This is a genomic window from Zooshikella harenae (genome assembly GCF_018837975.1).
Lineage (GTDB): Bacteria > Pseudomonadota > Gammaproteobacteria > Pseudomonadales > Zooshikellaceae > Zooshikella > Zooshikella harenae.
This window is the reverse complement of the sequence record NZ_JAGSOY010000073.1, coordinates 1-23,456: the sequence shown is the minus strand read 5'-3', so window position 1 is coordinate 23,456 and position 23,456 is coordinate 1. Positions and strand designations below refer to the sequence as shown.

Genomic DNA, 23,456 nt, shown 5'->3' with positions numbered 1-23,456 from the left:
CACCATCGGGTTGTCAGGATTACCATCCAAATATTCAATCACTACTTCCTGACCAATACGCGGAATGGCAACTTGCCCCCATTGCCCACCCGCAATGCCCGTATTGACACGTAACCAACGGGTGGTTTTTTCATTTTTTTTGCCGTCTCGATCCCAGTGAAACTGCACTTTGATCCGACCGTGTTTATCGGTGTAAATTTCTTCACCCGCAGGACCGGTGACTACGGCAGATTGCGTACTCTCAATGAGGACTTTTTTATGTTTTTGCGCTGGGCGATAGTTTTTATCCGCCGGAATACAATCAAAATAACTGATGTAATGTCCGCCCTGACTGGGTGCGCCTTCATCCAATGCCTGTGGATTCGTTCCTTCATGTTTAACACGGGTAACCAGGTATTCCCCTTCAAATTGTGCATGCTCAGTGATATTCACCCGATGCCCAGGCATCAAACGACGGCTATTACTAGCACCTGACAGCATTACTTTATTCGTTTGTCTGGCTTCCATACGCAACTTTGCGTATTCATCACCTTCTTCGGGAAGTTGATAATTACCTGGATACTGATACTGTTCAAAATAATCATCGCCATCTGCATTTTGGCTCACTTCAAGATTCAAACTGGGTTTCTTGAAGTTATAATCACGCATCGAGACTTTACCAAACTGTACCTTGGCCTGTTTTCGTAGCCGGTGAATACTGTCAGAATCATTCACCATGCCACTCACGCCTTGGAAAATTAAGTCCCCACCAGGAATACTTGTTAACGCAGACTGACTATCGGCCATCACCATGCGATGACGATCTGAGGTATGCTGAAAATGAAAGTGAATACCTTCTTCTTCCATCAGGCGAGAAATAAAGTGTAAGTCGTTTTCATCGTATTGAACCAGATAAGTCCGAGGCTGGTAATTCCTCGTTAATTGAAAGGTAAAGTCATCCGTTGTTAAATTAGCCGCTAACAATACCGACTTAATAATATCAGGGACAGTTTGTTGCTGAAAAATTTTAGTGTTCGTTCGTTTTGTTAAGGTCCACGCTTTAGGCGCTAATGTTATGCAATATCGTGTAAATCGGCGACCTGTGTCCTTTTGTTCAAAGCCGATAACTACACCATTGACTAATCGAGGATAACTTGGATCTTTAAGTGTTAATGTTGCAGCCTTGTGCAGATAGTCAGAAGGTAGCAATGTGTCACTTTCAACAGCCAGCTCTATTTCAAATTGGTATATACCTGATAACTGTTCCAGGCCATCAACTTTCATGACGCGTAATGCTTCATTATTCGTTTGACCTGCTACAACGAAATCAAATAGATTTTCATTAGCTGCAATAGAAACCATGGATTACCTTTTCAATAATGCACCTTTTATGGATATTTGTTACCCGCAATAGGACATATTTAAAAATGAGCTTACTCTTGGATTTATAGGACCTACTTCTATTATAAAACCCTTAGTCAGAGAACACTGTTATAATAAGCATTTTCTTCCTGTTTTTTTGTAACATCGTTAGATAGGGCACAGATTATTTAGCCTCTATGTGTAGTAGTTGTTTAAAAGTGAATGATCCTTTTTAAACATGTTCTATAACTACAAAAACAACTAGATCACAAAATTGCTTTTCCATTAAAGAATGGTTGCCGGCTATAATAGAAAAGTAAACTACAAATAAGTATTAAAATTTTATATTTACACAGCATGTATACCCTAAAAGGCAACGCTATGGGTATAGGCTCACTCTGCAAATGGGTAGCGTAAGTTTCATCAACCGAGGTTATTTATGAGATATAAATCTCAAATATTATTTGGAACATTTTTATCCATTAACTGTTTGCTCATTGCTGCATGTGGTGGGGGTAGCAAAAACTATCGGCCTGTGGGTGCTTCCCAACCTAAAAATACAACTGTTCAACAAACAACGATTAAAGCAGGGTCATCCTCAGTTGCAATTAAGGTGAAGCCAAAAGCAGAGACTCCTGCAACCCCAAAAAAATCGACTGATAATAAAACCTACTATATTCGACCTGGTCAGCACGCCCCTCAATCCAAAACAACTTATACACCAAGTACTGCTTCACGCCCTCATATAAACTACCAAAGTGGCAACAGTATTATTATTTCAAAAATTGCAAAAACGGTGGGTATTCACTGTGTACGTCAGGAACTGACACATTCTCGCTACCTTGATAGGAAACAACCAGCTTCCAGACAAACCTTCTGCACTTATAAGTTTCCAAAACATTGTGGCGGTAACCGATTTAGTTTAATCGAATCAGGCATTCGAAAAATTCTAATCTACCATGATCTGAAATCTAATCTTAATGTATTAGACAGCATCTCTCTAACGTCCAATTCCCGTGCTGGTATTTGGCATGCTGATGATCACGTTGCCAGCACAGCTCAAAATGTAAGTAGTTTATTTGATAGTGATTCAGCTGATCAAATTCGCTTAGTGGGAACCTTGGTAGAACCAACAACTCAGCAACGTCAATATTTAACGAAGCGTTATGCTAACGCTGTGAATGAAACAAGTCGTTGTTTTTAACTTTACCCTTCACGAATCATTTTTAGGGTTTGTTGCCTGCTCTCTTCACCCCAGTCACTTATTAATATAAGCTCCGGGGCTTCATCGCTTGGCAGCCGCCCCTAAAAACCCTTCGTTATGGGTATATATCCTTCACTATGAATATACTTTTCATGAAGGGTATACGCATAAAAAAATGCCTGTATAAATAATACAGGCATTTTCATTTCTACCTCTTATGAGGTTTTCAGCACACGCCAGTCGTCATGTCCTGAAGTACCACAAACCTCATGTGTCCAGGTAATTTTACGGTAAGTAAAATGAACATCTTCTAGGTGTGTAAAGTAAGCTGAGTTTGGATCCTGACAGTTAGGCATAGATGCATTAATGGCAACAACAATGGCATCTTCCAACTCAATTGTGAAGTAATGTTCTTGAGTACCTGATGCAGAAGTACGATACCAATCGATTTTACAAGTGATTAAACGTTCACCAGAAGTCAGTGAGTTATAAAGTAGTGGCGAACATTTATCAAAAACCTTGGTAATAACCATAGGTTGGTGAACACGCTGACCTGTAGGCTGGCCACTCTGAGGATCACGTGGCAACACAATATCATGGCGGAAAGCTTCAACCAAAATTTGGTCTTCGTGACCTTCCTGAAAGATATTACCAACAGAATCTTCAGTAAATGTACCTGCAGTAATAAGTCCTTGTTTTTCGCCTTCGATAGTCATATACGCCGGTGTTGGCATGGCTCGATCCTTAATAAATTAGTTGTTTAAATTTTCCTCAACAATCTCTAAGCATTAACTGCTTCAAAGATGTGAAGAAATTCACAAGAAACACCTTAGGAAGTGTCTGCAAAATTTATTTATTAATAGCAGCGATCGTGCCAATTTGATTTTTATCTTTAATATCATAGTGTTATAGATAAAATACAATTTACCTACAAACAAATATACGAAATCTGAGCAATTAATTGCTCAGATTTTTCTTACTTTTGTAATTTCTTGCTCAGTTATAGAATAATAATTTTACAATTTTTATTAATCATGGCTATAAAAGTAAAAATTCTCTATTAACAACTATTTTTTTAGGAAACATATCACAAAATATTTCCACATTTTTTTGCTCAATAAAAAAAGCAGCATTACGCTGCTTCAATTATTTGCTCAAAATGAATGACTCAATGGCTTAGAGAGTTAATTTTGCGCAACCATAATATTCCTCACAACACGAAATGTCGTAAGTTTATCGGCTTGACCAGTATGGGATTTAACCAAATTGCCATTACAGTCAGCGAGAGAGTCAGTATAAGCCCCTCCACGCGCATAAGGCTTGCCATTCATCATTACCCATTCTTGTGCATTACCATATACATTGACCAGTCCCCAAGGATTAGCTCGACCACTCGTTACGGGTAACAAACTTTGTCCTTTAAGTAATTTACTGCCCAACTTAACACGACAGTTGTATCCATTATGTTTAGACTTTTTATTTGTTAAAGCAGCGTGTAACCATTCCTGATCAGAGGGAATGCGATACGTAAAGCCAGTTTCTTTCGTTAACCAGGACGTATAATTTAACGCGCTTTTTAAAGAAATATTTGTTATCGGCAACCGAGAGTGGCTAAACTGCTGATGGCATTTTTTCGTTTGATCACAATACTGGGCAAAATCGGCCTGGCTAATTTCATACTTACTCATAGCATAATAAGTCGCGCCCTGAGCATAGGGAGGCACAACCACGAGCTTGGGTCCAGATGCCTGATTGGTTAATTTGTCAGCACAGATTGCTCTACTATTACTCCCATGCCCAGCAAATCGAATCTCACAGGGATCCAAACTTTTTAATATCTTTTTAACGTGTGTATTTGCTGGAAAAAAAACGATCGCCAGATGTCCATATTGTCTTGCTATATCAGGTTGTTTTTTGCTCAAACGTTGCATTTTTTGTAGGTAGTACTGCAACATACTTTTCTCAACTTTCTGATACATTGACTTGTCCATACTTTTTAATTCAGCCAATGCAGTTTTGAGTTTATTTTTATTTACCTTTTGCCCCTGCTGATAAAGTTTAACCACAACTTGTTGTTGCTGGTAACGTTGATCCTGCTCTAATTTCTTGAGTAATTGTTGATAATGTTCAATGGCAGCTAATAGTTCTTCGCTTTTAGGTTTATATGCTAACCCTTTTTTTACTCGTTTAATCGATTCCTCATAGGACTCATTTTTTGCCTCTTTCTCAGCCAGTGCAAGATATAAGCGCATCATTTTAGTATTCGCAACTTTATGAATATAGCTACTGTTAACGCCCAGTAACTTCCTTAGCTGCAAATAAGTCTTTAATGATTGTTTTTCATCCTGAAGTTTTACACTGCGGCTAAACATCTGCTTTAAGTTATTCACTTCAGCAATACGCTGTTTAGCCTGCTGCTCTGCTTGGTATGAGGCTTGAGCGGTATTTAAAATATTCTTTTCATCGTCTAAACCAAAATAATCTGGCGCATATTCTGCCGCCTGATTTAAATGGTCAAGGGATGCTGTAAAACGCTTGGCTTCTCTCAATGCCCTGGCTCGAGCAACAAACAATTCAGCAATACGTTGCTGCTGGTCCAATAGCCAATCATCATCCTCATCAAGCTTCTTCTTCACAGCTTGATACTGGGTATATAACTGATAGCTCCACAATTCATGAGAAAAAGGTGCTTCTAACAGTTTATTGATTTTTAACTGGAGTGTCTTAGTTGTACTTTTGGCGGCGAGGTTGTCAATCAAGTCACTGGCACTGGATTGTTTATTCAAACGACGCTGTGCATCAATCTGATCCACTAGACGTATAATTTTTTCATTATCAGGAAAAAGCAGAACAGCTGTGGATAACACTCTATCCGCTAAATCATAGTCCTTTTTCTGAATAGCTCGCTCAGCATCATAAATATATGTTTTAGCAAGCTCTTGATTTTGCAGAATTTCATGTTGAGGTGCTATGGTACGGGCAGTTTCCAGCAAGTCAAACATATCCCATTGATCATCACGAGGATAAATTCTCCGTTGTTGTATTAACCACTTGTATTTTTCCCTCAATTTTTCTTGCAGCGCTTCCAGATGAACATTGAGTGCTGCAGAGTCAGGGTAATACTGCTGTCCCTTGATCAAGACTCGGTGCGCACCCTGAAAGTCAGGTTCACCTTGTCCATCCGCAACACGTGCAAACGCATTTTCTTTCAGCAGCTCAAGAATTCTGTCTTTAGTTGCATCTAGAACCTGTTCCTGTAATTCAGCCGACTGTTCATCAATCAATACAAAAGCCTGCTCAACCTTGTCAGCAGGCAACTGTTTTATTTCTTTAATAACCTGGGTTGCTCTTCTCTCATCTAAAAGTGAAGATGTAGATGTGTATATTACAGGTGTCAAACCAGCCAATAGTGCAAAAATCACCCCAAAAACAGTAAACCCTTTACGTTTATTACTTCCTAAAAAGGTATCAATAAACTGTTGTACACTTTCTGGCCGATCCTCTTTACGAAATGCCAGTGCCCTGGATAAAGCTTTCCATTGAGCATTTTTTAAAATTTTTGCTCGCTTGGGTTGTAGCTTTTTATCCTGAGCTTTTAATGCTGAAAGTTTATTAAAAGGATGCTTTCCTGTTAAACATTCATTCACTACACAGCCAAAAGCATAAATATCATCGCGAATATCAGGCTCTTTTCCTAATAACATTTCCAGGCTAGCATAAGCAGGTGTTAATGCACCTAATTCGCCTGCATCAAATAATGTTTTATCCCCATCTTCCTGGGTTTTGGTTTTTGCTGCACGCGCAATACCAAAATCAAATACTTTTGCCGTACCGTCTTCTAATATAAAAACATTACTGGGTTTAAAGTCTGAATGGATAATATGCTTGTTATGCGCATAAGTTAAACCATTCGCAATACCCCGGATCATTGAAAGAGCCATTGTAAGAGGCAATCCATCCGGATAGTCTTCACGTAATAATTGGTCTAATGCTTTCCCCTGTAACAATTCCATTGTCATGAAAACAACATCATCTTCACGATCAAAATCATAAACAGTTACAATATTTGGGTGTGCCAATGTCTGCGCTTTACGGGCCTCACGCTGCAAAGCAATTAATGATTCTGGATGCTGACGAAATTCTTCATTAAGTACTTTTACAGCAACATAAGGGTTTCTATCACTGGCTTCGATTTTTCGGCGGTCAATGGCTTTATAAACCACCCCCATACCACCACTGCCTAACACTTCAATTAATTCAAAACGAGCTTTTAAAACAGAACCAATGCTAACACGCTGGCCAGAGTGTTGTGAGGTATTGGCTGTTTGCTCAAGCTGACTGTGGGTTACATATTGTGTAGGCTCAAGTCGATTTCCCGTTGTTTCGGAAAATGCAGAAGTATTACCTGTGGATAATTCCTGAGCTGTAATAAGTGTTTTTGCGTCAACGTCATGTTGAGTATTTAACGCGGCAGCCTGAGATTGTTGTTGAGCGAGTTGCGTAGATAAATGAGATCTATTCTGCTGCCCGGTTATCACTGTTTTATCATCAAGTGAATTATCACTTGATGGATTTCCACTTCCACTATCTGGTTTTCTACCAGTAATTACCGTTGCGTCTTCTGCACTGTAATCATTATTAATCTGAACACGCGGCTGACTAATAACCGTCGCATCCTCAGTTTCTAAATGTGGAGGAATATCATCTTGAATAGGTTGTTTTTGTTGAATACGTTGGGAGTCAGCCGTTCCTGCTGTTGAAGACCACTCACGAACTTCTAAACCGCGATCAATACGGGTTTTGCTGTGCTTCGTTTTATCAGCGCCCATGCCAGTACTTCACGTGTGAAAATTGATTATTGGATATCGATCACATTAACTGTGACATTATCTTTGGCTCGTCCTGCCAAAGTTGATTCGATCAATTTTTGCACACATTGCTCAATATTACGCTGACGTAGTCCACTTTTTATAACATCAACAGGTACCTCACCATAAAGACCGTCGCTACAGAGTAATAACCGGTCCCCAGGCATTACATCAAACACGCGAACATCCAAGGCTAATTCGATATCAGAGCCAATTGCTCGGGTAATAACATTAGCTTGGGGATGAACCAGCGCTTCCTCTGCGGTAATCACCCCTTGATCAACAAGTTCTTGAACAACAGAATGATCATGACTGATTTGATAAAGTGCATCATCGCGAAAGACATAAAGGCGACTATCGCCTGCCCAGATACAGGCACACTCATAGCCATTTAACACTGCAGTCACCACTGTACTGCCAATAACAGAGCTTCCTGGTTTAATGGTGACATCTTCAATCAGACGTCGATTCACTTCTAACAATGTTTGTTGAACAGTTTCAATCGCATCATCTATAGCATCGCTCATGGGCAGACGTGCTAACTCATCAATGATCATCCGACTGGCTAAGTCACCCGCAAAATGTCCACCCATGCCATCCGCTATAGCCCAAATGTGATTTTCATAGCCAGATTCACTGTTAATTCCGATTAAATAGGCATCTTCATTAATTCTCCTGACATTACCTTTGTGCGTTTGTGCTGCCGTTAAATAGTGGGATATTTGGTTACTCATGATTTATCAAACAAACGCCTCAGTCTTCCAGAAGTCCTACCGAATCACTATGGGTTATGACACTGCCTAAATTAATCCAACCCCCTTGCTCCCATTGCCCAGTCATAAAGCTGGTAAACCCAGCCAAAGAGGGTAACCCTTCACAACATAATAAAGCAGGGGTAATGTGTTCTGAGCCATGGGTCCACCATAAGCTATAACTATTAAACATTCGGTTTAACAGGTGCTCTGCTAATGCAGGCATGGCTTGTAATGGACGAACACGCTCTGCTTCTAACGCAGCCATTAAATGAGGGCGTGATACCTGCCGACTATGGGCAGGGGCATGCTGCTGAGCTGATGTTGATAGTCGAGGATTACCCAGTTGTTTAATACTTTTCTCCATCAACTCAAAATCAAAGCTATCATCTAACACGGTATAAGCAATATCTTCCAACCGATCCAGCCAATAACCACACTCAGCCAGTATTCTCATGGGGCTTTTAACATGTTGTAAATGACTGACAAACGTTAATGGAAAATAACGTCCCACTCGGTCAACACTCGGAATCAACAAACCATGCCAAATCCCTTCGCCACACACCCCATCCGATAATAAAAATCGCCATACTGGACATGATAAATAGCTGTTCAGCCAACTATTACCCAATTCATTTTGGCTATGACGAATAGCCCCTTGTAGCCACTCATCCCAATGGTCTAAAAACTCTCTAGGAAGACGCCTGGAGATAAAATCACCATGGGTTGGAAATTTACCGTAAAACCCTGTCAGCAGCATGATGTTTTCCTATAATCTCCCAACAGCGTTATAACCACGTAACAAAGAACGGTTAAATGGATTGATGACACTGTTGGCTGAAAGCTCATAAGCAGCCCGTCGGTTATCAAGCTTAAACTCTACTTTAAACCGTTCAGCGCGCCCACTATTAACCACACGGAAATTGTCCATAATTCTAAAGAATGACCAAATACCCTGCTCACGAAATGCAACACGAACCCCATTAAGGTCTTCGAATAAAATACTCGACTCACCCGCTTCCTGTGGCCAACTCACCTTCTGCGGCACTCTGGGTCCATGTCGATAAACTAGTTTTTGACCATCAATATCAACTTCTACCCTTGCCACATTGGCATCTAGATACACAGGCTTCATCGAAAAGTTAAGCTGTGGTGAGGCAGCACCATCCTGGAAAAATACTCTACGGATTTTAGCGCCCGTCTCAAACATTCGAAGTGCACGTGAACTGATACCTAATGACTGTCCATCAACCGTTCTGAGTCGCCATGAACCTCTATTAGTATTAGCAAACGGCTTAATATATTCATCAAAAAAGCGAGCTTCGATTCCGCCAGGTTTAAAGTACTCAGCAAAATCGCGTAACTTCACTTCCGCTCGCGCATTGGCCAGTGGATAACGCCCAGCTAAAGCTTGCTTATAAAAACTAAACACATTTGCCCGATAAATCTGATTAAGGTATTCACTGGCCTGCCCCATCATCAGACCCCAACTGCCGTTAGTGACATCTAATATCCATCGTCTAACAGGTTGCGGTGTAGTACCTGATAATGCTTTTAACGTGGTAAAGTAATCACCACGACCTCCAGTAATTTTTTGCTTGGCCGCATTATAAGCAGACTCACCAGGATCACCGCTATTAACAATAGACGACAGATAACTACGCAAACCATTTAAGGCATCAATAATCTGATCCATTTGAGTTTGCCCACTGCCCACTGCAGCAATAACCTGATTCACATCGCGGAACTGTCTTTCAACTTTATTGGCACCTGGCCCTAATGATTTTGGCTTGCCTTTATCCTTTAACCCTGCCTTATCAGCGGCTCGGTTTAATCGCTCAGCTCGACGGCTCAGCCGACCCAGCCGGCCACTTCTTACACCTGCGGCTTTACGAACTTCATTAGCTTTACCAAGATTTTCCATCGTCAGAACGGACATCATGGTATTTTTTTCAACATCTTTTAACACTTCTCTAAACGGTGAAAAGCCTGCTGTAATTTTACCGAGCTGATCGGTAGCCTGGCGAATATCACCAAAAGGACGTACTTTCAATTCATTAAGCGATGTATTCCAGTGCTTAATGTAATCTTGGAAATATAAGTCTTGAACTTCATCATGAAACATTTTGATATCCGCTTCAGAGAAGTCATTGCTTGAAGTCGCTAGCACCCAATTATCTCTGGCAATTTCGGCCACATATTTATAACTCTCAGGCTTGAATTGGGTGTAAAAACCATTTTTGGTGTAAAGCTTTGGAATTTTGTAATCCGCATTTAAAAATACATAACCAATTTCCTGGCCTAATTCAGATATAAAACTACGCATGGTATCCGGACGGATAAATTCTTGCTTTATTCGAGCATAAGCCTGCTGTGGCAACGGTACTTGGCGTAATACAATTCTGGCTTGTTTGACCAGACTTTCATCCAGCTTAATGGGTTTAAAGCCAGAATTAAGTAAATCATCAAGATAGGTATTTAATTTATTTTGCAGCTTAGCTTCACCGCGCAGTTGACTCTCCCAGTCAAACTGCATCCAGTCGCGAACATAGTCTTCATCAAGCCGCTTTGGCATAGCCAACATAATATAGACTTTTAATGCCGCATGAAGAAAATCAACATCATTCATGTTGTCTTTAATTTGTTCTTCAAGCCGCCGCTTAAGGGCTGGTAAAAATACTTCTTCGACCTGGTCAAAATAAGCACGAGTTGCATTTGGCTGAATTTTCCGTCCTTGATATAGACCTAGTCCACCCGTAAAAGGTACTTTATCCTGGTCATAAACCTGGGTTGCATCGCGCAGTGGATCTAATACTGGTATCGTATCTATTTCTCGATAACCAGGGCGAAGCTCATCTTTTCCTGAAATAAAAGACTTAACGTAGTCTTCAATACTACCTATGCTTAATTGGTTCCAAGTAAAACTGGTTGACCAGGCAAAAGCGCCTAAACCCGCGGTAATCAGTGCAACAGCATAAGACCCTCGCTGTACCCACAAGCGTCCCGTTTCATACTTGCGATCATTACTGACTAAACCAGACTCTGCGAATATCACATCACGCAACAAACGGGTAATAAAATAGCTTCTACCCGTGGTTTGATGTGTTGGTTGAGGCGCAACCCCCATCTGGTTGGCATAGCTATCGACCATACGATCAATTGAGGTAATATTTTGGGTACCACTGGTAAAATAAAAACCTCGCAAATAAGGCTGATGATGAAAGCGTGAAGGGGCAAATACTTTTTCAATAAATGTATGAATTTGCGGCTTAATAAGCAGTAATTGTTGAGAAAAAGATAAAATTCTGCCACGACGATTAACATCCCGCTCTTGATGTACTTTACCTAATAATTGTTCATTTAAGCGATTAAGTAATGTATCAGCTCCCTGATCAAATAACTCAACCACATTGAGTTGATCACTGTCCTCAAAACTATTTCCCCATACCTGAGCGCGTTCTTCACGCCCTAAGTCTTCAAAAAATTCGTTAAACCCCTCAACCAAATCACACTTGGTAAACATTAGGTAAACAGGTATACGCATTCCCAACCGCTCATTGAGCTCTTGTAAACGTGCGCGAATGGCTTTGACATGGGCATTCATTTCCGCTTCAGTTTGCAACGCAATGTCCTGCAAACTAATCGCTAAAATAACACCATTAATAGGACGGCGAGGACGATTTTTTTTCAACAGCCCTAAAAACCCGGTCCACGCTGCAGCATCAATAGATGCATGACTGTCTTGCGTGGTATAGCGTCCAGCGGTATCAATTAATACCGACTCGTTGGTAAACCACCAATCACAATGCCGCGTTCCGCCGACACCATGAATAGCTTCCCGACCAAACTTTTCTTGCAGTGGAAACTCAAGTCCAGAATTAATCAACGCGGTTGTTTTTCCACAACCTGGAGGACCAATGATGATGTACCAAGGTAATTCATACAAAAACTGTTTACCGCTTTTACCTTGCATACTGGATTGACGTAATAAATCCATTGCATCAGTAAAACGGTCATTCAATAATGCGATTTCTTCTTCTGATTCTTGAGCATCCGCATTTTGTTGGGCTAACTGATCTTGCTGAAGTCCCTCAATCAACTGTGCATTTTGCTTTTTAGCCTTCATACTCATCCGTAAGTTATTCAGCCCCCACAATAGCATTAATGCCATAATGCTAAATAACCGGACAACCTCACTGGCTAAAGGTTTTTTATCCGCTATTGCAAATAATGGCCCCACAAACCAAATTAAAATTGAAAGGGCGATAACCCCAACAAGAGAAATAAACCACTTTTGTTTAATAACGTTGATGAAGCCTTTCATTCATTACTTCCATACACTGCAGTTGATGGTGATCCATATACCCTTAACGGTTGGCTCTGGCTAACCTTCATCTTTATTATCAGAATCGGCTGTTGCTTCTTCTGTATCTTCAACAGTTTCTTCTGTTTGCTGCTCCTCTTCCTTATTTTTTTCCTCTTGTTTTGTCGATGATAAATCCAAATCTTTAGCAAATTCTTCCGCAGTTGGATCAATTAAAGAGGTATAGTCTTTTCTCAATGCAACAGACTCTTCATTAAGGAAGTAAGCAAACCCTGAGTACATCGCAAGCAATACAACAGCACCGAGTGCACCAACAACCCACAGGGGAACATAACGAATTAATGCATTACGACGATCTTGAACGCCTTTCCATTGTGTTGATAATTCTCGTTCATAATCGCCCCGAACCATTCGCAGCTGTCGATATAAATCATCGCGTAGTTCTTCTAACTTAACGTTTCCTCGTTCAATAACACGATATTTTCCTTCAAACCCCAGGCTAATAATAATGAACATTAATTCCAGTAAATCCTGATGACGATAGCCGTCGGCTCTCAACCTATCCAGTAAAACAAAAAACTTCTCTCCGCCCCATGTTTCGTTATGAAAAATACTGAGAAGACTATGTTTGCTCCACTCGGCATGCCCCCCCCAAGGCGTTAACGCAATAATTTCATCAAGAAAGGTACACAACACGTAACGTGCAGCATTAATTGTTTCTTCAGGCGCCTGTCGCTGTCTATTTTTAAGCTCAAACTGTTTAATTTCTTGCACTAAATAACTACGTAATTCTTGAATATTTTCATGGTGTGCCAAATTACGCAGCCGAATTGCCATGTTAATCAGTGTAGAAGCCGAATTAACCAGGTTATTTACACCTGTTAATTCACCAGCTTGCGCCTGTTGCCACTGCTGACTAAATGACTGCGGTGCTTGCTGATAAGACGAATATGATGATACATCCTGTGCACCTGACGATCTTCTTCCTGGTGTTGGCTTTACAGGCCTTCCACCGTGTTGAAAATTAACGACTGTCTTATCCGCATTATCTGAGTCGTAACCATCCATGCGGTTGCCTCATGGTTAATTGCCATACCCTTTGCGAATCCTTTTAGATCACTAGCCTTAATAGGTTGAGCTAGCCTGCTAAAAATCCTTCACAAAGGGTATATTAATGTTTCATTACTGCTTAATAGCCCAAAACTCCATTTCAATGTCTGGAAATTCACCAGCCACATGGATAGCAAAGCCACCAGATTTACTTAACTGTGGCCATATCTCCGAATTGGAATCAAGTTGAAAATAACTAAAACCAGCATGGTAAGGTATTTGACGAGGCGCAACATTGAGCGCAGTAAGTGAAATACCTGGTAGCTGCAAATTAACAAGTTGTTGAATATTTTCAACTGTTCCAATTTTAACTTGTGATGGAAAACGCGAGCGTAACAGTTCATTAGCCACATTTGCCTTTACTGCAAGCACAAACACCGCATTTTGATACAAGTTTCGATCATTAACGGTTGCCACACGCACACCGTATTTACGTTCTTGCAACTCAAGTTTAACGACATTTTGTTCTAGCACAGTACTGAGTGACTGACGTAACTCACCCATTAATGCAATAAATGAAGCTTCAAGATCATCATGTTGATAACCTGGTAATTCGTTCGGGCGTTTTTGTCGGTTCGTAAATGTGGCTAACTCACCCGCAAGTTGTGCCATGTAACCATATAAAAATTGCGGGTGAAGTAATTCCAGTCTAGATAAATGCTTAAATAGAGGCTCATTACGATTAATCGTTTGTAGCATGAGAAAATCAGCAACATCTGAAAGTCCCTGACGCGTTGAACCTTGCATCCGACCCGCCAATGCTTCACCACGGTGATTTAATAAACCCACCACTTCACTCAAATAACCCACAAGTTTAGGTACAGCTTTTACATCTAAACATGGGGGAATATAATCTTCATCCAACACAATGCTTTTATCGGCACGGCTTTCAATAATTTTACAAATGGGCAAAGCCACATAGTTACCTTTAGCATCTTCTTCAGCGCGTAATGACAGCCGTAATAAACCGACATTAATTTCAGATATCGTAGCGTCACCTGCATTACTGTCATGCACGGTCTCTTCTTTATTGATATATCGTGCAATGATATTTTCATCATATTTTTTATCAGCTTCAATATCATCGACAGCTGACAGCGGGCATGCCAAATAAACGATTTTTTCTTTTGTTTCTTCCTTAATATCTAACGTGAGTTGTCCATTAACCGTATTTCGAACAGAAAAGAGTGTGCCGTCAGGTAATATACCATCACAACTATTCACAACGATTTTGCCTAGCGCTAAATGTTGCTGATCTATACTCAGGTTTTTAACACCCCAACTATAAGCAACCCCCAAGCGCACTCGCTCTTTAAGCTGGAAATCATAATACCGATCATGTTGCTGAAAATGTTGAGGCCGAAGAAACATACCTTCGGCCCATACGACCTTATCCTGCATTGCCATTAGTTTTGTTGTCCTTACTGCAAATGACTACTATTTTGAAAGACTTAAACGATTTATGTGTAAGCTAAACTCATTACTTGATAGTGGCTCCACTTTCACAACCAGTCGCCAATTTGCGTTTTCAATATCACGATATGCAGCTAAAAATGCGACAAATTGTGTAGAAGGATTAAGTAACAAATTAAGCTCAGATGTTGAACCTGGCACAAACTCATGCTCTTCTTGTCCAAGCAGGCTTGCCCCCAATACTTTTACAGGATCTGAATACAATGCAAAAAAATCAGCATTTTCAAAAACGACAGGTGAATTTAACTCATATAACTTGACGACGACTGGAGAAGGCCGACCGCTATGATCTGGGTTAGCATCTGGTGCGACCACAACTTCCAAATCCAGTTTAGTTTCACTTTTAAAGCAGCCCGTTGTTATGAGAGCAACGCAACAAAGCAAGCCAAAAAGTAGATTGTATTGCCATCTTGCTAGCCACTTATTCACTGTTTGAAACCTCCAGCTTATTTATCCTGGTTTAATTTATTGATCTGCTCTTCATAAGCACTGGCAAACTCATTACCAAATAACGCTTGAAATACGTTTTCCTCTTCAAGAATATCTTGGTAAAACTCTTTATACGCTTCCCAATAACGTGCTCGCTTATTGCCAAATGACATGCCCTTGCTTTTTGAATCTTCAAAACGCTGCTCTAAGCGCTCTGGGTCCAAACGGCTCAGCATATGATTCAAGGCTGATCGTGTAGCCGCCATCACTGCCAGCTGGTGCTTATCAAAATCCAGAAATGCTTCTTCTACTGCACTTTCTGTGTCCAGATAACCTTGCAAAGGATTCACTAACATTTGCGTAATCGCCTGATCAGCACTGACACAAAACTTAAGGGGATTATTTTCTTGCGTTCGGATCATTGTCATCGACATACGAAACTCATTTTTAAGGTTCGCACGGGTCATCATTAGCCGAATTAACCCCTCTATCGTTTTATGGATCACTTTGCCAAGTGTAGCTGGTAGCTGATTGTATTGCTCAGCCGTAACCTCTTCTGGATTAATACCCAGTTGCAGCAACAATTGATTAAACGCTTTATCAGGTTTAACCGGTGTAGTAGGTTGCTGAGGGGGTTCAGCTTGATGTTTTGTTTGCTGATTTTTTAATGTTGCTTGAGCTGTGGGTTGTCCCTGCTGAGACACGGGCATTGCCGCAGAGGCACTTGATTTCGCTTCATACTGCTGCTCAACCTTGACCCTAACTGGCTTTTGTAATTCATGTTGTGGCCGCCCCTGACCTGAACTCTCTAGCTGAGAACGCCTACTTGCCTGAGAACTTCTATCAGTCTCAGGCGGTACAGCTGCCGGCTGAAAAGGTGTAGCCCCACCCGAAACAGATTGCCCTCGCCTGGGACGTGGTGGTCGCGGTTTTGGAAATGCTTGCTGTCCTGCAGGAACAACATTGAAAGCATCCTGATGATTAGAAGCATCCTTTTCTTTAGCAGGCTTACTCGCTGGCACTTCAGCAGCAGGCGCTTCAAATGCAGCGAGAATATCATCACCAGAAACCACATGCTCTGGATTATCAGCGATTAAAGGCTCTTCTTTAGAAGCCTGTTGCTCCGCCAAAGTATCAAATGAAGCGTGTTGCTCTAATGCCGATTGCTCTAGTGGTGGTTCCGCTAATGATGGTTGCTCATTATGTTGAGATGAAGCATCTGACAATTGAACTGAAGGTTCGGCTTTGTTCTGATTAAAGGGCTGACTCGACTCAACAGTCGTTTCATTTTGACCAGAGAAGTCTTCAGTAAAAAATGGCTGATCATGATCAGTTGAGGGTTCATCATTTGCGCGATGATTCCCCCATGCTATTTCAGAAATATCATCATCACTCTTAGCCTCTTGCTGCGGATCAATAGCGGGTCCAAAGTCAGCAAAGAAGTCATCAGGTATTAAGCCCGCATCACTATTCATCGCCGGAGCTTCATTAGGAAAATTACCAGCCCCCTGCTCTGACATAAAGTCATCAGGAATCAATGGCCCCTGGCTATTTACCTGACTACTTTGGGCTTGCCCTGTTGCAAGATCAACACGCTCAGAATCAAAACCTGGCGGTGTAATATCGTCATGTAAAAAATTTGGACCCTGCTGTTGTGGTTCTTCAACAAATCCTGGTGGTTCGACAGCACCAGGGTAGCCTAAGTTTGCCTGGCTATTATCACCCTGCAAAAAGTCATCAGGAATAAGCGATTGGCCTGCACTATTGGGCGTTGGCGTAGCATTATTGGGAGATTCTGTACTCTGGGCAGCTTGAGTAGCCTGAACATTTTGTGCATAAGGGTCATTAGTAAGAGATGTACTCCCCATTTCACCAATAGAAGGTGAAGGGGGTTGTGATGACTGCAATGGCGAGTGACCCAATCCATCAACACCAAAACCCGCTAAAAGATCTTGATTCGCCTGCTGACCAGAAGGCTGGTTAGATGGTTCTCCAGGTGATACTGGAGGTTGGGGGCTAACCGGCATACCCGCATTAGAAGACATTGGATCAATGCCTGCGGGACTAGGGGGAATGAAGCTTGAGTCTAAAATGGAATCGTGATCAGACTGTGCACCACCAGCACCAATAAATCCATCTAAAGGATCAAAGGGTTTTTGACCAAGATCAGCACTGGCATCAGTACTAAAAGAATAAAGAGAAGAGCTACTTTGCTCAGAAAATGAGGCCAGAGGATCTAACTCAACGCTGCTTTTTTGTGGTGTGATCAAACCATTTAAATCATCACCTCGTGTTTCAGCTGATAAGCCCGAAGTAGGTACCACACTTGCGTCCTGAAGCAGCTCTGTTTCTATAACATAGTCTGCAACTTGAACAAGATCACCGTGCTGCAAGCGCACAGTATGGCCTCTTCCTAACGGCTCTGGTGCATTATTAATATAAACACCATTCGTACTGGTATCCGTAATAAAGTAAGCGCCCTGTTCGTAAGTGATCGTTGCATGTTTACTCGATAAATGGCGGTGCTTATCAGGCAGTACCCAATCATTTTGATTTGCACGCCCAATAGTTCCCCCTGAAGGCTGAAAAACCCTCATTGCATTTTGTCCCATTTCATGACGCTGGGGACTTATAACCTTCAGCAACAGTTCCATGTTATTGATCCTGTGTTTTTACTTCTCGCAACATACTTCATCCACAAATAGCACAGTGACAAGACTTAATGATCAAAAAGGATTAAACGTGTTAAGCGTTATAACAATCATTCAGAAAATATCTAACATATCCTTCCAAATCATTACCCATCTTTAAAAACATATGTTTAAAAACCAACGCTGTTAAGTATAGTTAATTGCATCACAAAAATAATTGAACGAGCACTACACCTATAGATAATTTATGGCGCTAATATCCACCGCTCATATTATGAGTAACTATTATCTAGCTGTTCATAAAGAGTTGGTATATTTAAACATAAAAGAAATTAATTTATAGCGACCCAAAACATGCTTTAAAACAATAAATTACATGACTTATTTCTCACTATAATAATTATTTACACAACACTTGCTTAACTTAAAAAAAAGTAAAACACTCACACACTCAGTATCCTGAAAAAATTTAGCAAAACTTAGAAGGCTTAATATGTTATTGCAGATTTGAAATCTTCTATTCGTCCCCTCTCACAAATTCCTTATGTGTATTAGAAAAGGCGCAAGAATATTCGCAAGTAAGAACATTTATGACGACGAAACTGATCACTTTTCAACCAAAAATCAAACTTCAGTACGCATAAAAAAACCAGTAGCATTCTCAAAAGTGATCGCGTATAATGCCTGACCCTGTCAAGGGCCCTTAGCTCAGTTGGTCAGAGCAACCGACTCATAATCGGTTGGTCGCTGGTTCAAGTCCAGCAGGGCCCACCATATTCAGCCTTTCATCACCAAGCTAGATTGATTAAGCAAATCCATAGGTCACTTTGACCGCTGAACCAATTCTCCGTGCGGCATGCCCTTTCAGCAACCAACTCTTTATCTCTTATTGTTCTCCCTGATTTCTGATGTTTTACAAAAATACTCAACATACTCATCAACAAGTCACTTAACCCAACGCTGAATCCAACAAGCAACTAATCAAGTGTTTTCTTCTCATTAAGTGATAAGCCCCCCCTGTTTCCACAACATAATCTGCATTAAATCAAGCGATAATGTGTTGCATTTCCTATTCACCGCTCTATAATGCCGGCAAACCAGATTTTGAGAAAACGATGATTCACTTATATTCACAGCAAGGTAATTTATATAGTTGGACGCCGGGGATGATAGATATTTCCCTGGAGAAACTCGTGCGTCCCTGTATTGCCTGCTAAGAATGTGACATCTGGTAGGCAATAAGCCTTCCAGACATCGTTTACTTACAGCATACGAAAACCCGGAAGGCTAATTTAGCTTTTCGGGTTTTTTTTCGCCCGTAGAAAATGATTTTGAGTTGTTTGTTTGATTAGTTTAATGGCTTGAGCCTTCACCAAATTGGCAAAACAGGAGAGTTAAACCTCCCCTATTGGCTCACTCATTTAAAGAAATAAGAGAGAAAGGAAAAAATATTTTAGTGACGTTTAGAACGATTTTTTATAGATGATTAACTTATTTTAATTGGTAGAGAAATCATGAATCATTGTCATCTTTTCTCCGAGATCCCCTGTCTTTGATATTGCATTTTTAAGCGATAGGACAACACTCATTCTCAAGAAAAATATCTATAAAATCAGCCATATAACTCAAACGAATATATAGCTAACAACGTTAAATTTTCTTACTTGAAAAAAATTATTTGGCTAAGTATCGTTTAAAAAGATTCGCAAACACGAACAAATATAACCATAACGAAGGGTTTAAAATAATTCGTGTAGAGTACAACAGATTAATATTTAGTGTATTTATTTATCGATCGTACTCATGAATTAATATAAATAAACATCCATAGCGGATAAATTTCGAGGGTACACAGAAGAGACATGGCGACTCTAGCGTGCTGTAAACACGTGGCGAAAGCTTTGATGGTTCGACTCCATCTACCCTCACCAATTTAAGCCCAGCTAGCCCAATTGGCAGAGGCACCGGACTTTTAATCCGGCATAGATGGGTTCGATTCCCATACCTCCAACCAATTTATGAAAAATTTGCTCAGCAGGTAAAGCTCTAATTTTTCAAGCCAAATTATAGCGGAGCTGATAGCCCCAGCGTTTTCAAAGGAGGAAAATACGGTGCGAGTAGCTGTGAGTAAACGCGGAAGCTACAACGCTGATATTTATTGCAGTGATAGTCATTCTGCGAAAAAAATATTAAAGGAAAATAGAGTTTCTATTCTGGCCATAGATTTTTACTTAAACGGCCGACACAACGGCAAAACTATTTTGACATGGGCCAGAGAAAAAAACTTACTCCCACAGTTTGTGGTAGTTACTGAAAACAATCGTGATAAACGTGTCTTGCTAGCGTTAGAACTAACAAGAGGTGGTTATCGTACAGCAGATGGTACAACTTTTATTAAAGGGCATTTATAACTATACCCACTGTGAAGGGTATAAATTAAGAGTAGTTAACATGAGTAGAGTACTACGACTGGATCTTTCAGGTGCACCAACATCTTGGCTTTCTTGCGAAGATGCAGCAGTGCTCTATGTCAAAGATTTGGTCAGATGGGAACTAGGCAAAAAAAACGTCATCATGCTAGGTGGTATTAACCGAATAAGTGGTGAACAATCTTTTTTAGAAATCAGCCCAATTATTGCAACAAAAGGTGATATACACCACCGGCGTCGAGCCACTGGGTTTAACAACCAGATGCTGTTTCGTCGGGATAACTACCAGTGTATGTATTGTGGTATTCAATATACGCATGTGGATTTAACGCGAGATCATATTATTCCGCGATCAAAAGGTGGTAAAGATATCTGGGAAAACGTTGTGGCGGCATGTCGCCGATGCAATCAATTCAAAGCCGATAGAACACCTGAAGAAGCTAGTATGGAACTGTTAGCAGTGCCCTTTCGACCGAATATTTTCGAGTCGATGTTCCTTGCACAACGTACTGTACTTGCTGATCAAATGGAATATTTAGAGAGGCAATTTTCAGGAAATAGAGATTGGAAAGCCGCTTAATTGGCGGCTTTGTCTTGACCATAGAAACCATATAGTTGAAGGCAAATACTCTATAAAAGGAAAGTATTGGGGTAATTAGATGAGATAAAGCGCCCCCAATAAGGAAGTAATATGCGTAAACTAGTCACAATAAGAAAAGTAGATGCAATTTCCCCCATACCTAATGCAGATGCCATTGAATGCGCAACCGTTGAAGGTTGGACGGTAGTTATTAAAAAAAATGAATTCTCTGTCAACGATCCATGTGTGTTCTTTGAAATTGATTCTTTTTTGCCTATAGAAGACGAACGTTTTTCATTTCTTGCAAAAAATAAAATTACTTGGCAAGAAAAGGAAGGTATCCGCTTAAGAAGCCTGAAATTACGTGGGCAACTGTCCCAAGGATTAATTTTACCATTAGCTGCATTTCCAGAAATTATGGCACAAATTGATGGGGCTGAGTTGGCCGATATTCGTGATCACGATTTTAGTGACCTACTGAATATTGAAAAATGGGAGGCACCCGTTCCTGCATGTCTTATGGGAGAAGTGCATGGTGGATTTCCGGGCTTTATTCGCAAAACGGATCAAGAGCGGATACAAAATTTACCTGACGTGTTTGTAAATGAGTTGAATAGTCTATTTGAGGTCACAGTAAAACTTGATGGATCAAGTATGACTGTATTCCACAATGATAGTGAGATCGGTGTTTGCGGTCGCAACTGGTGGCTAAAAGAAACACCTGAGAATTCTCTATGGAAAGTGGCACGCGCTTCGAGATTAATTGATTCACTGAGCCTTCTAGGTAAAAACATTGCACTGCAAGGAGAACTTATTGGCGAAGGGATTCAAGGAAACCCTGAAAAACTTAAAGGCCAAGCATTTTACGTGTTTGATGTCTACGATATCGATGCACAATGCTATCTTGGTCATTATGAGCGCCACCTAATAATGGATGAGCTACGAGCGTACGGGGCACAACTTGAGCAAGTTCCTCATGTTGCAATCGATAATCTCAGAAATATGGGTAGTGATTTAGCAACATTACTAAGTATGGCTGATGGACCTTCATTAAATCCCAATACGCGGCGTGAAGGTTTAGTGTTTAAGAAGGTAAATGGACAACTTTCATTTAAAGTTATCTCAAACTATTACCTTCTTAAATATAGTAATAAATAGATATAGGGTGAACTTTCGCCCTATATCTATATTATTCTACCGTTTGTTAGCAAAATCGGCGACAATATAAACATCCTTAATTAATTTAACTGAACCGTAAAGCAGGATGTCAACGCCAATTCTTAGCTCGATCGAACAATGGGAAGCAGAACTACAAGCTTTAGTAAAAAAGCATTTTGCTGAAGCACAGCAACGAGTTGACGTAGTGTATAGTAATCACTTTGCCTCCTTTAGCCGTGTGCTTCACCGTCATTGGCAACACCGTAAAGATATCCCTCGCGACCTGGCTACGATTCCCAGAGCCACATGGCGCCTGGCCAAACGGTTAACCGGTCGTCACACAGAAAAGCCATTAACCCTAAGCCAGAAAGAGATAGCAATCAGTCAGATACTGATTAATGACCTGCTTGATTTACCCTCTCTGGAACAATTAATCATCGCGCATATCACCAAGCACCCAGACGTTAATCCCGAAGATTGGCAAGAACTAAAACAGATCATTGACTCTTATACACCAGAACAAGCTCAACAACACCTTCAACAAGCGCTCAGCCGATTAACCCTAACCCATGAAGGCAGCCGGGATATGGTGATCTTTTTTACCTTAGGGCTTATTGGTCGTTCTTTTAGTGACAAACTGGTATTTGGTAGTGCTTTAGGCCTAGGCTCTGCAGCAGCGACTAGCTTATATATCAGTCAACAGTCGTATTGGGGCGCATTATGGGCTAAATGGGCTGGCGTACCTACCTGGATATCTGTGGGCGGCGCTATCAGTGGAGCAGTCGTTTTACTCGCAGCAACACCATTTATAGCACCATTAACTGAATATGGCGTAAATAAATTCCGCGCAAAAAAGTTTCTCCACGAAGTCATTACCCGGGTAGAAAACAGCATCTTACAAACTAAACCTGATGCCACCAGTATCATTGCTCACATTGGTACTTATATACAGCTGTTGCCGGATTTACTAACCGCCTTACGGGCGATTCGTTAAATTATTATAAATAAAAAACATGTTGTATACACATTGTGTCAATGCCAAACAAAGGCTGCAACTAATCCTTCGAAAAAAAATTCATAGCCTGTTCAAAGACCGTTATTCAGACTTTAGGCAAAGAAACTTTATAAGAAAGTATT

Annotated in this window: 15 protein-coding genes and 1 tRNA gene; 6 read left to right on the top strand and 10 right to left on the bottom strand. The window is 40.7% G+C overall.

Translation table 11 applies throughout. The features are described from left to right. Positions 1-1,341 (bottom strand): type VI secretion system Vgr family protein (locus tag KCG35_RS19940; RefSeq protein WP_215821630.1); only part of this gene is annotated, 1,341 nt, incomplete at its 3' end. A 439-nt stretch (positions 1,342-1,780) separates the two neighbouring features. Between KCG35_RS19940 and KCG35_RS19935 the strand changes: the two genes are divergently transcribed. Beyond that, positions 1,781-2,545 (top strand): hypothetical protein, encoded by a 765-nt coding sequence (locus KCG35_RS19935; protein WP_215821629.1) that lies wholly within the window; start codon positions 1,781-1,783, stop codon positions 2,543-2,545. A gap of 215 nt (positions 2,546-2,760) precedes the next feature. Here the strand turns inward: KCG35_RS19935 and KCG35_RS19930 are convergent, their stop codons facing one another. The 9 genes from KCG35_RS19930 to tagH all read right to left on the bottom strand — a co-directional run bounded on the left by KCG35_RS19930 (position 2,761) and on the right by tagH (position 18,155). Further along, positions 2,761-3,279 (bottom strand): Hcp family type VI secretion system effector, encoded by a 519-nt coding sequence (locus tag KCG35_RS19930; RefSeq protein WP_215821628.1) that lies wholly within the window; start codon positions 3,277-3,279, stop codon positions 2,761-2,763. Positions 3,280-3,729: 450 nt separating this feature from the next. Then, positions 3,730-7,374, bottom strand: a complete 3,645-nt coding sequence (locus KCG35_RS19925) for a bifunctional serine/threonine-protein kinase/formylglycine-generating enzyme family protein (RefSeq protein ID WP_215821627.1) — start codon at positions 7,372-7,374, stop codon at positions 3,730-3,732. Positions 7,375-7,400: 26 nt separating this feature from the next. Next, positions 7,401-8,147: a PP2C family protein-serine/threonine phosphatase gene (locus tag KCG35_RS19920; protein WP_215821626.1), complete on the bottom strand. Its 747-nt coding sequence runs from the start codon at positions 8,145-8,147 to the stop codon at positions 7,401-7,403. A 19-nt stretch (positions 8,148-8,166) separates the two neighbouring features. Continuing rightward, positions 8,167-8,925, bottom strand: coding sequence for a type VI secretion system-associated protein TagF (gene tagF, locus KCG35_RS19915; RefSeq protein ID WP_215821625.1), 759 nt, complete (start codon positions 8,923-8,925; stop codon positions 8,167-8,169). 9 nt (positions 8,926-8,934) lie between these two features. Continuing rightward, positions 8,935-12,489 (bottom strand): type VI secretion system membrane subunit TssM, encoded by a 3,555-nt coding sequence (gene tssM, locus KCG35_RS19910; RefSeq protein ID WP_215821624.1) that lies wholly within the window; start codon positions 12,487-12,489, stop codon positions 8,935-8,937. 60 nt (positions 12,490-12,549) lie between these two features. Further along, positions 12,550-13,557 carry a type IVB secretion system protein IcmH/DotU gene (icmH, locus tag KCG35_RS19905; RefSeq protein WP_215821623.1) on the bottom strand — a complete coding sequence of 336 codons (1,008 nt, stop codon included), beginning with the start codon at positions 13,555-13,557 and terminating at the stop codon, positions 12,550-12,552. A gap of 114 nt (positions 13,558-13,671) precedes the next feature. Further along, on the bottom strand, positions 13,672-15,006 hold the full coding sequence (gene tssK, locus KCG35_RS19900) for a type VI secretion system baseplate subunit TssK (protein WP_215821622.1): 1,335 nt from the start codon (positions 15,004-15,006) through the stop codon (positions 13,672-13,674). 30 nt (positions 15,007-15,036) lie between these two features. Continuing rightward, entirely contained in the window at positions 15,037-15,501 is a 465-nt protein-coding gene (gene tssJ / locus KCG35_RS19895; RefSeq protein WP_215821621.1) for a type VI secretion system lipoprotein TssJ, read from the bottom strand. A gap of 17 nt (positions 15,502-15,518) precedes the next feature. Continuing rightward, positions 15,519-18,155 carry a type VI secretion system-associated FHA domain protein TagH gene (gene tagH, locus KCG35_RS19890; protein WP_215821620.1) on the bottom strand — a complete coding sequence of 879 codons (2,637 nt, stop codon included), beginning with the start codon at positions 18,153-18,155 and terminating at the stop codon, positions 15,519-15,521. A 694-nt stretch (positions 18,156-18,849) separates the two neighbouring features. Between tagH and KCG35_RS19885 the strand changes: the two genes are divergently transcribed. From KCG35_RS19885 to KCG35_RS19865, 5 genes are all read left to right on the top strand, one after another. After that, positions 18,850-18,926 (top strand) — tRNA-Ile (locus tag KCG35_RS19885). 1,337 nt (positions 18,927-20,263) lie between these two features. After that, positions 20,264-20,563: a response regulator gene (locus KCG35_RS19880; protein WP_215821619.1), complete on the top strand. Its 300-nt coding sequence runs from the start codon at positions 20,264-20,266 to the stop codon at positions 20,561-20,563. A gap of 40 nt (positions 20,564-20,603) precedes the next feature. Next, positions 20,604-21,161 carry an HNH endonuclease gene (locus tag KCG35_RS19875; protein ID WP_230409282.1) on the top strand — a complete coding sequence of 186 codons (558 nt, stop codon included), beginning with the start codon at positions 20,604-20,606 and terminating at the stop codon, positions 21,159-21,161. A 111-nt stretch (positions 21,162-21,272) separates the two neighbouring features. Beyond that, on the top strand, positions 21,273-22,319 hold the full coding sequence (locus KCG35_RS19870) for an RNA ligase (ATP) (protein ID WP_215821617.1): 1,047 nt from the start codon (positions 21,273-21,275) through the stop codon (positions 22,317-22,319). A 106-nt stretch (positions 22,320-22,425) separates the two neighbouring features. Beyond that, positions 22,426-23,313 carry a hypothetical protein gene (locus KCG35_RS19865; protein WP_215821616.1) on the top strand — a complete coding sequence of 296 codons (888 nt, stop codon included), beginning with the start codon at positions 22,426-22,428 and terminating at the stop codon, positions 23,311-23,313. Positions 23,314-23,456 lie beyond the last annotated feature (143 nt).

Coding starts and splice junctions, on each gene's coding strand:
- KCG35_RS19875 (WP_230409282.1), top strand. CDS start 20,604: ATGAGTAGAGTACTACGACTGGATCTTTCAGGTGCACCAACATCTTGG.
- tssK (WP_215821622.1), bottom strand. CDS start 15,006: ATGGCAATGCAGGATAAGGTCGTATGGGCCGAAGGTATGTTTCTTCGG.
- tagH (WP_215821620.1), bottom strand. CDS start 18,155: ATGGAACTGTTGCTGAAGGTTATAAGTCCCCAGCGTCATGAAATGGGA.
- KCG35_RS19935 (WP_215821629.1), top strand. CDS start 1,781: ATGAGATATAAATCTCAAATATTATTTGGAACATTTTTATCCATTAAC.
- KCG35_RS19930 (WP_215821628.1), bottom strand. CDS start 3,279: ATGCCAACACCGGCGTATATGACTATCGAAGGCGAAAAACAAGGACTT.
- KCG35_RS19925 (WP_215821627.1), bottom strand. CDS start 7,374: ATGGGCGCTGATAAAACGAAGCACAGCAAAACCCGTATTGATCGCGGT.
- KCG35_RS19870 (WP_215821617.1), top strand. CDS start 21,273: ATGCGTAAACTAGTCACAATAAGAAAAGTAGATGCAATTTCCCCCATA.
- icmH (WP_215821623.1), bottom strand. CDS start 13,557: ATGGATGGTTACGACTCAGATAATGCGGATAAGACAGTCGTTAATTTT.
- tagF (WP_215821625.1), bottom strand. CDS start 8,925: ATGCTGCTGACAGGGTTTTACGGTAAATTTCCAACCCATGGTGATTTT.
- KCG35_RS19865 (WP_215821616.1), top strand. CDS start 22,426: ATGTCAACGCCAATTCTTAGCTCGATCGAACAATGGGAAGCAGAACTA.
- KCG35_RS19920 (WP_215821626.1), bottom strand. CDS start 8,147: ATGAGTAACCAAATATCCCACTATTTAACGGCAGCACAAACGCACAAA.
- tssM (WP_215821624.1), bottom strand. CDS start 12,489: ATGAAAGGCTTCATCAACGTTATTAAACAAAAGTGGTTTATTTCTCTT.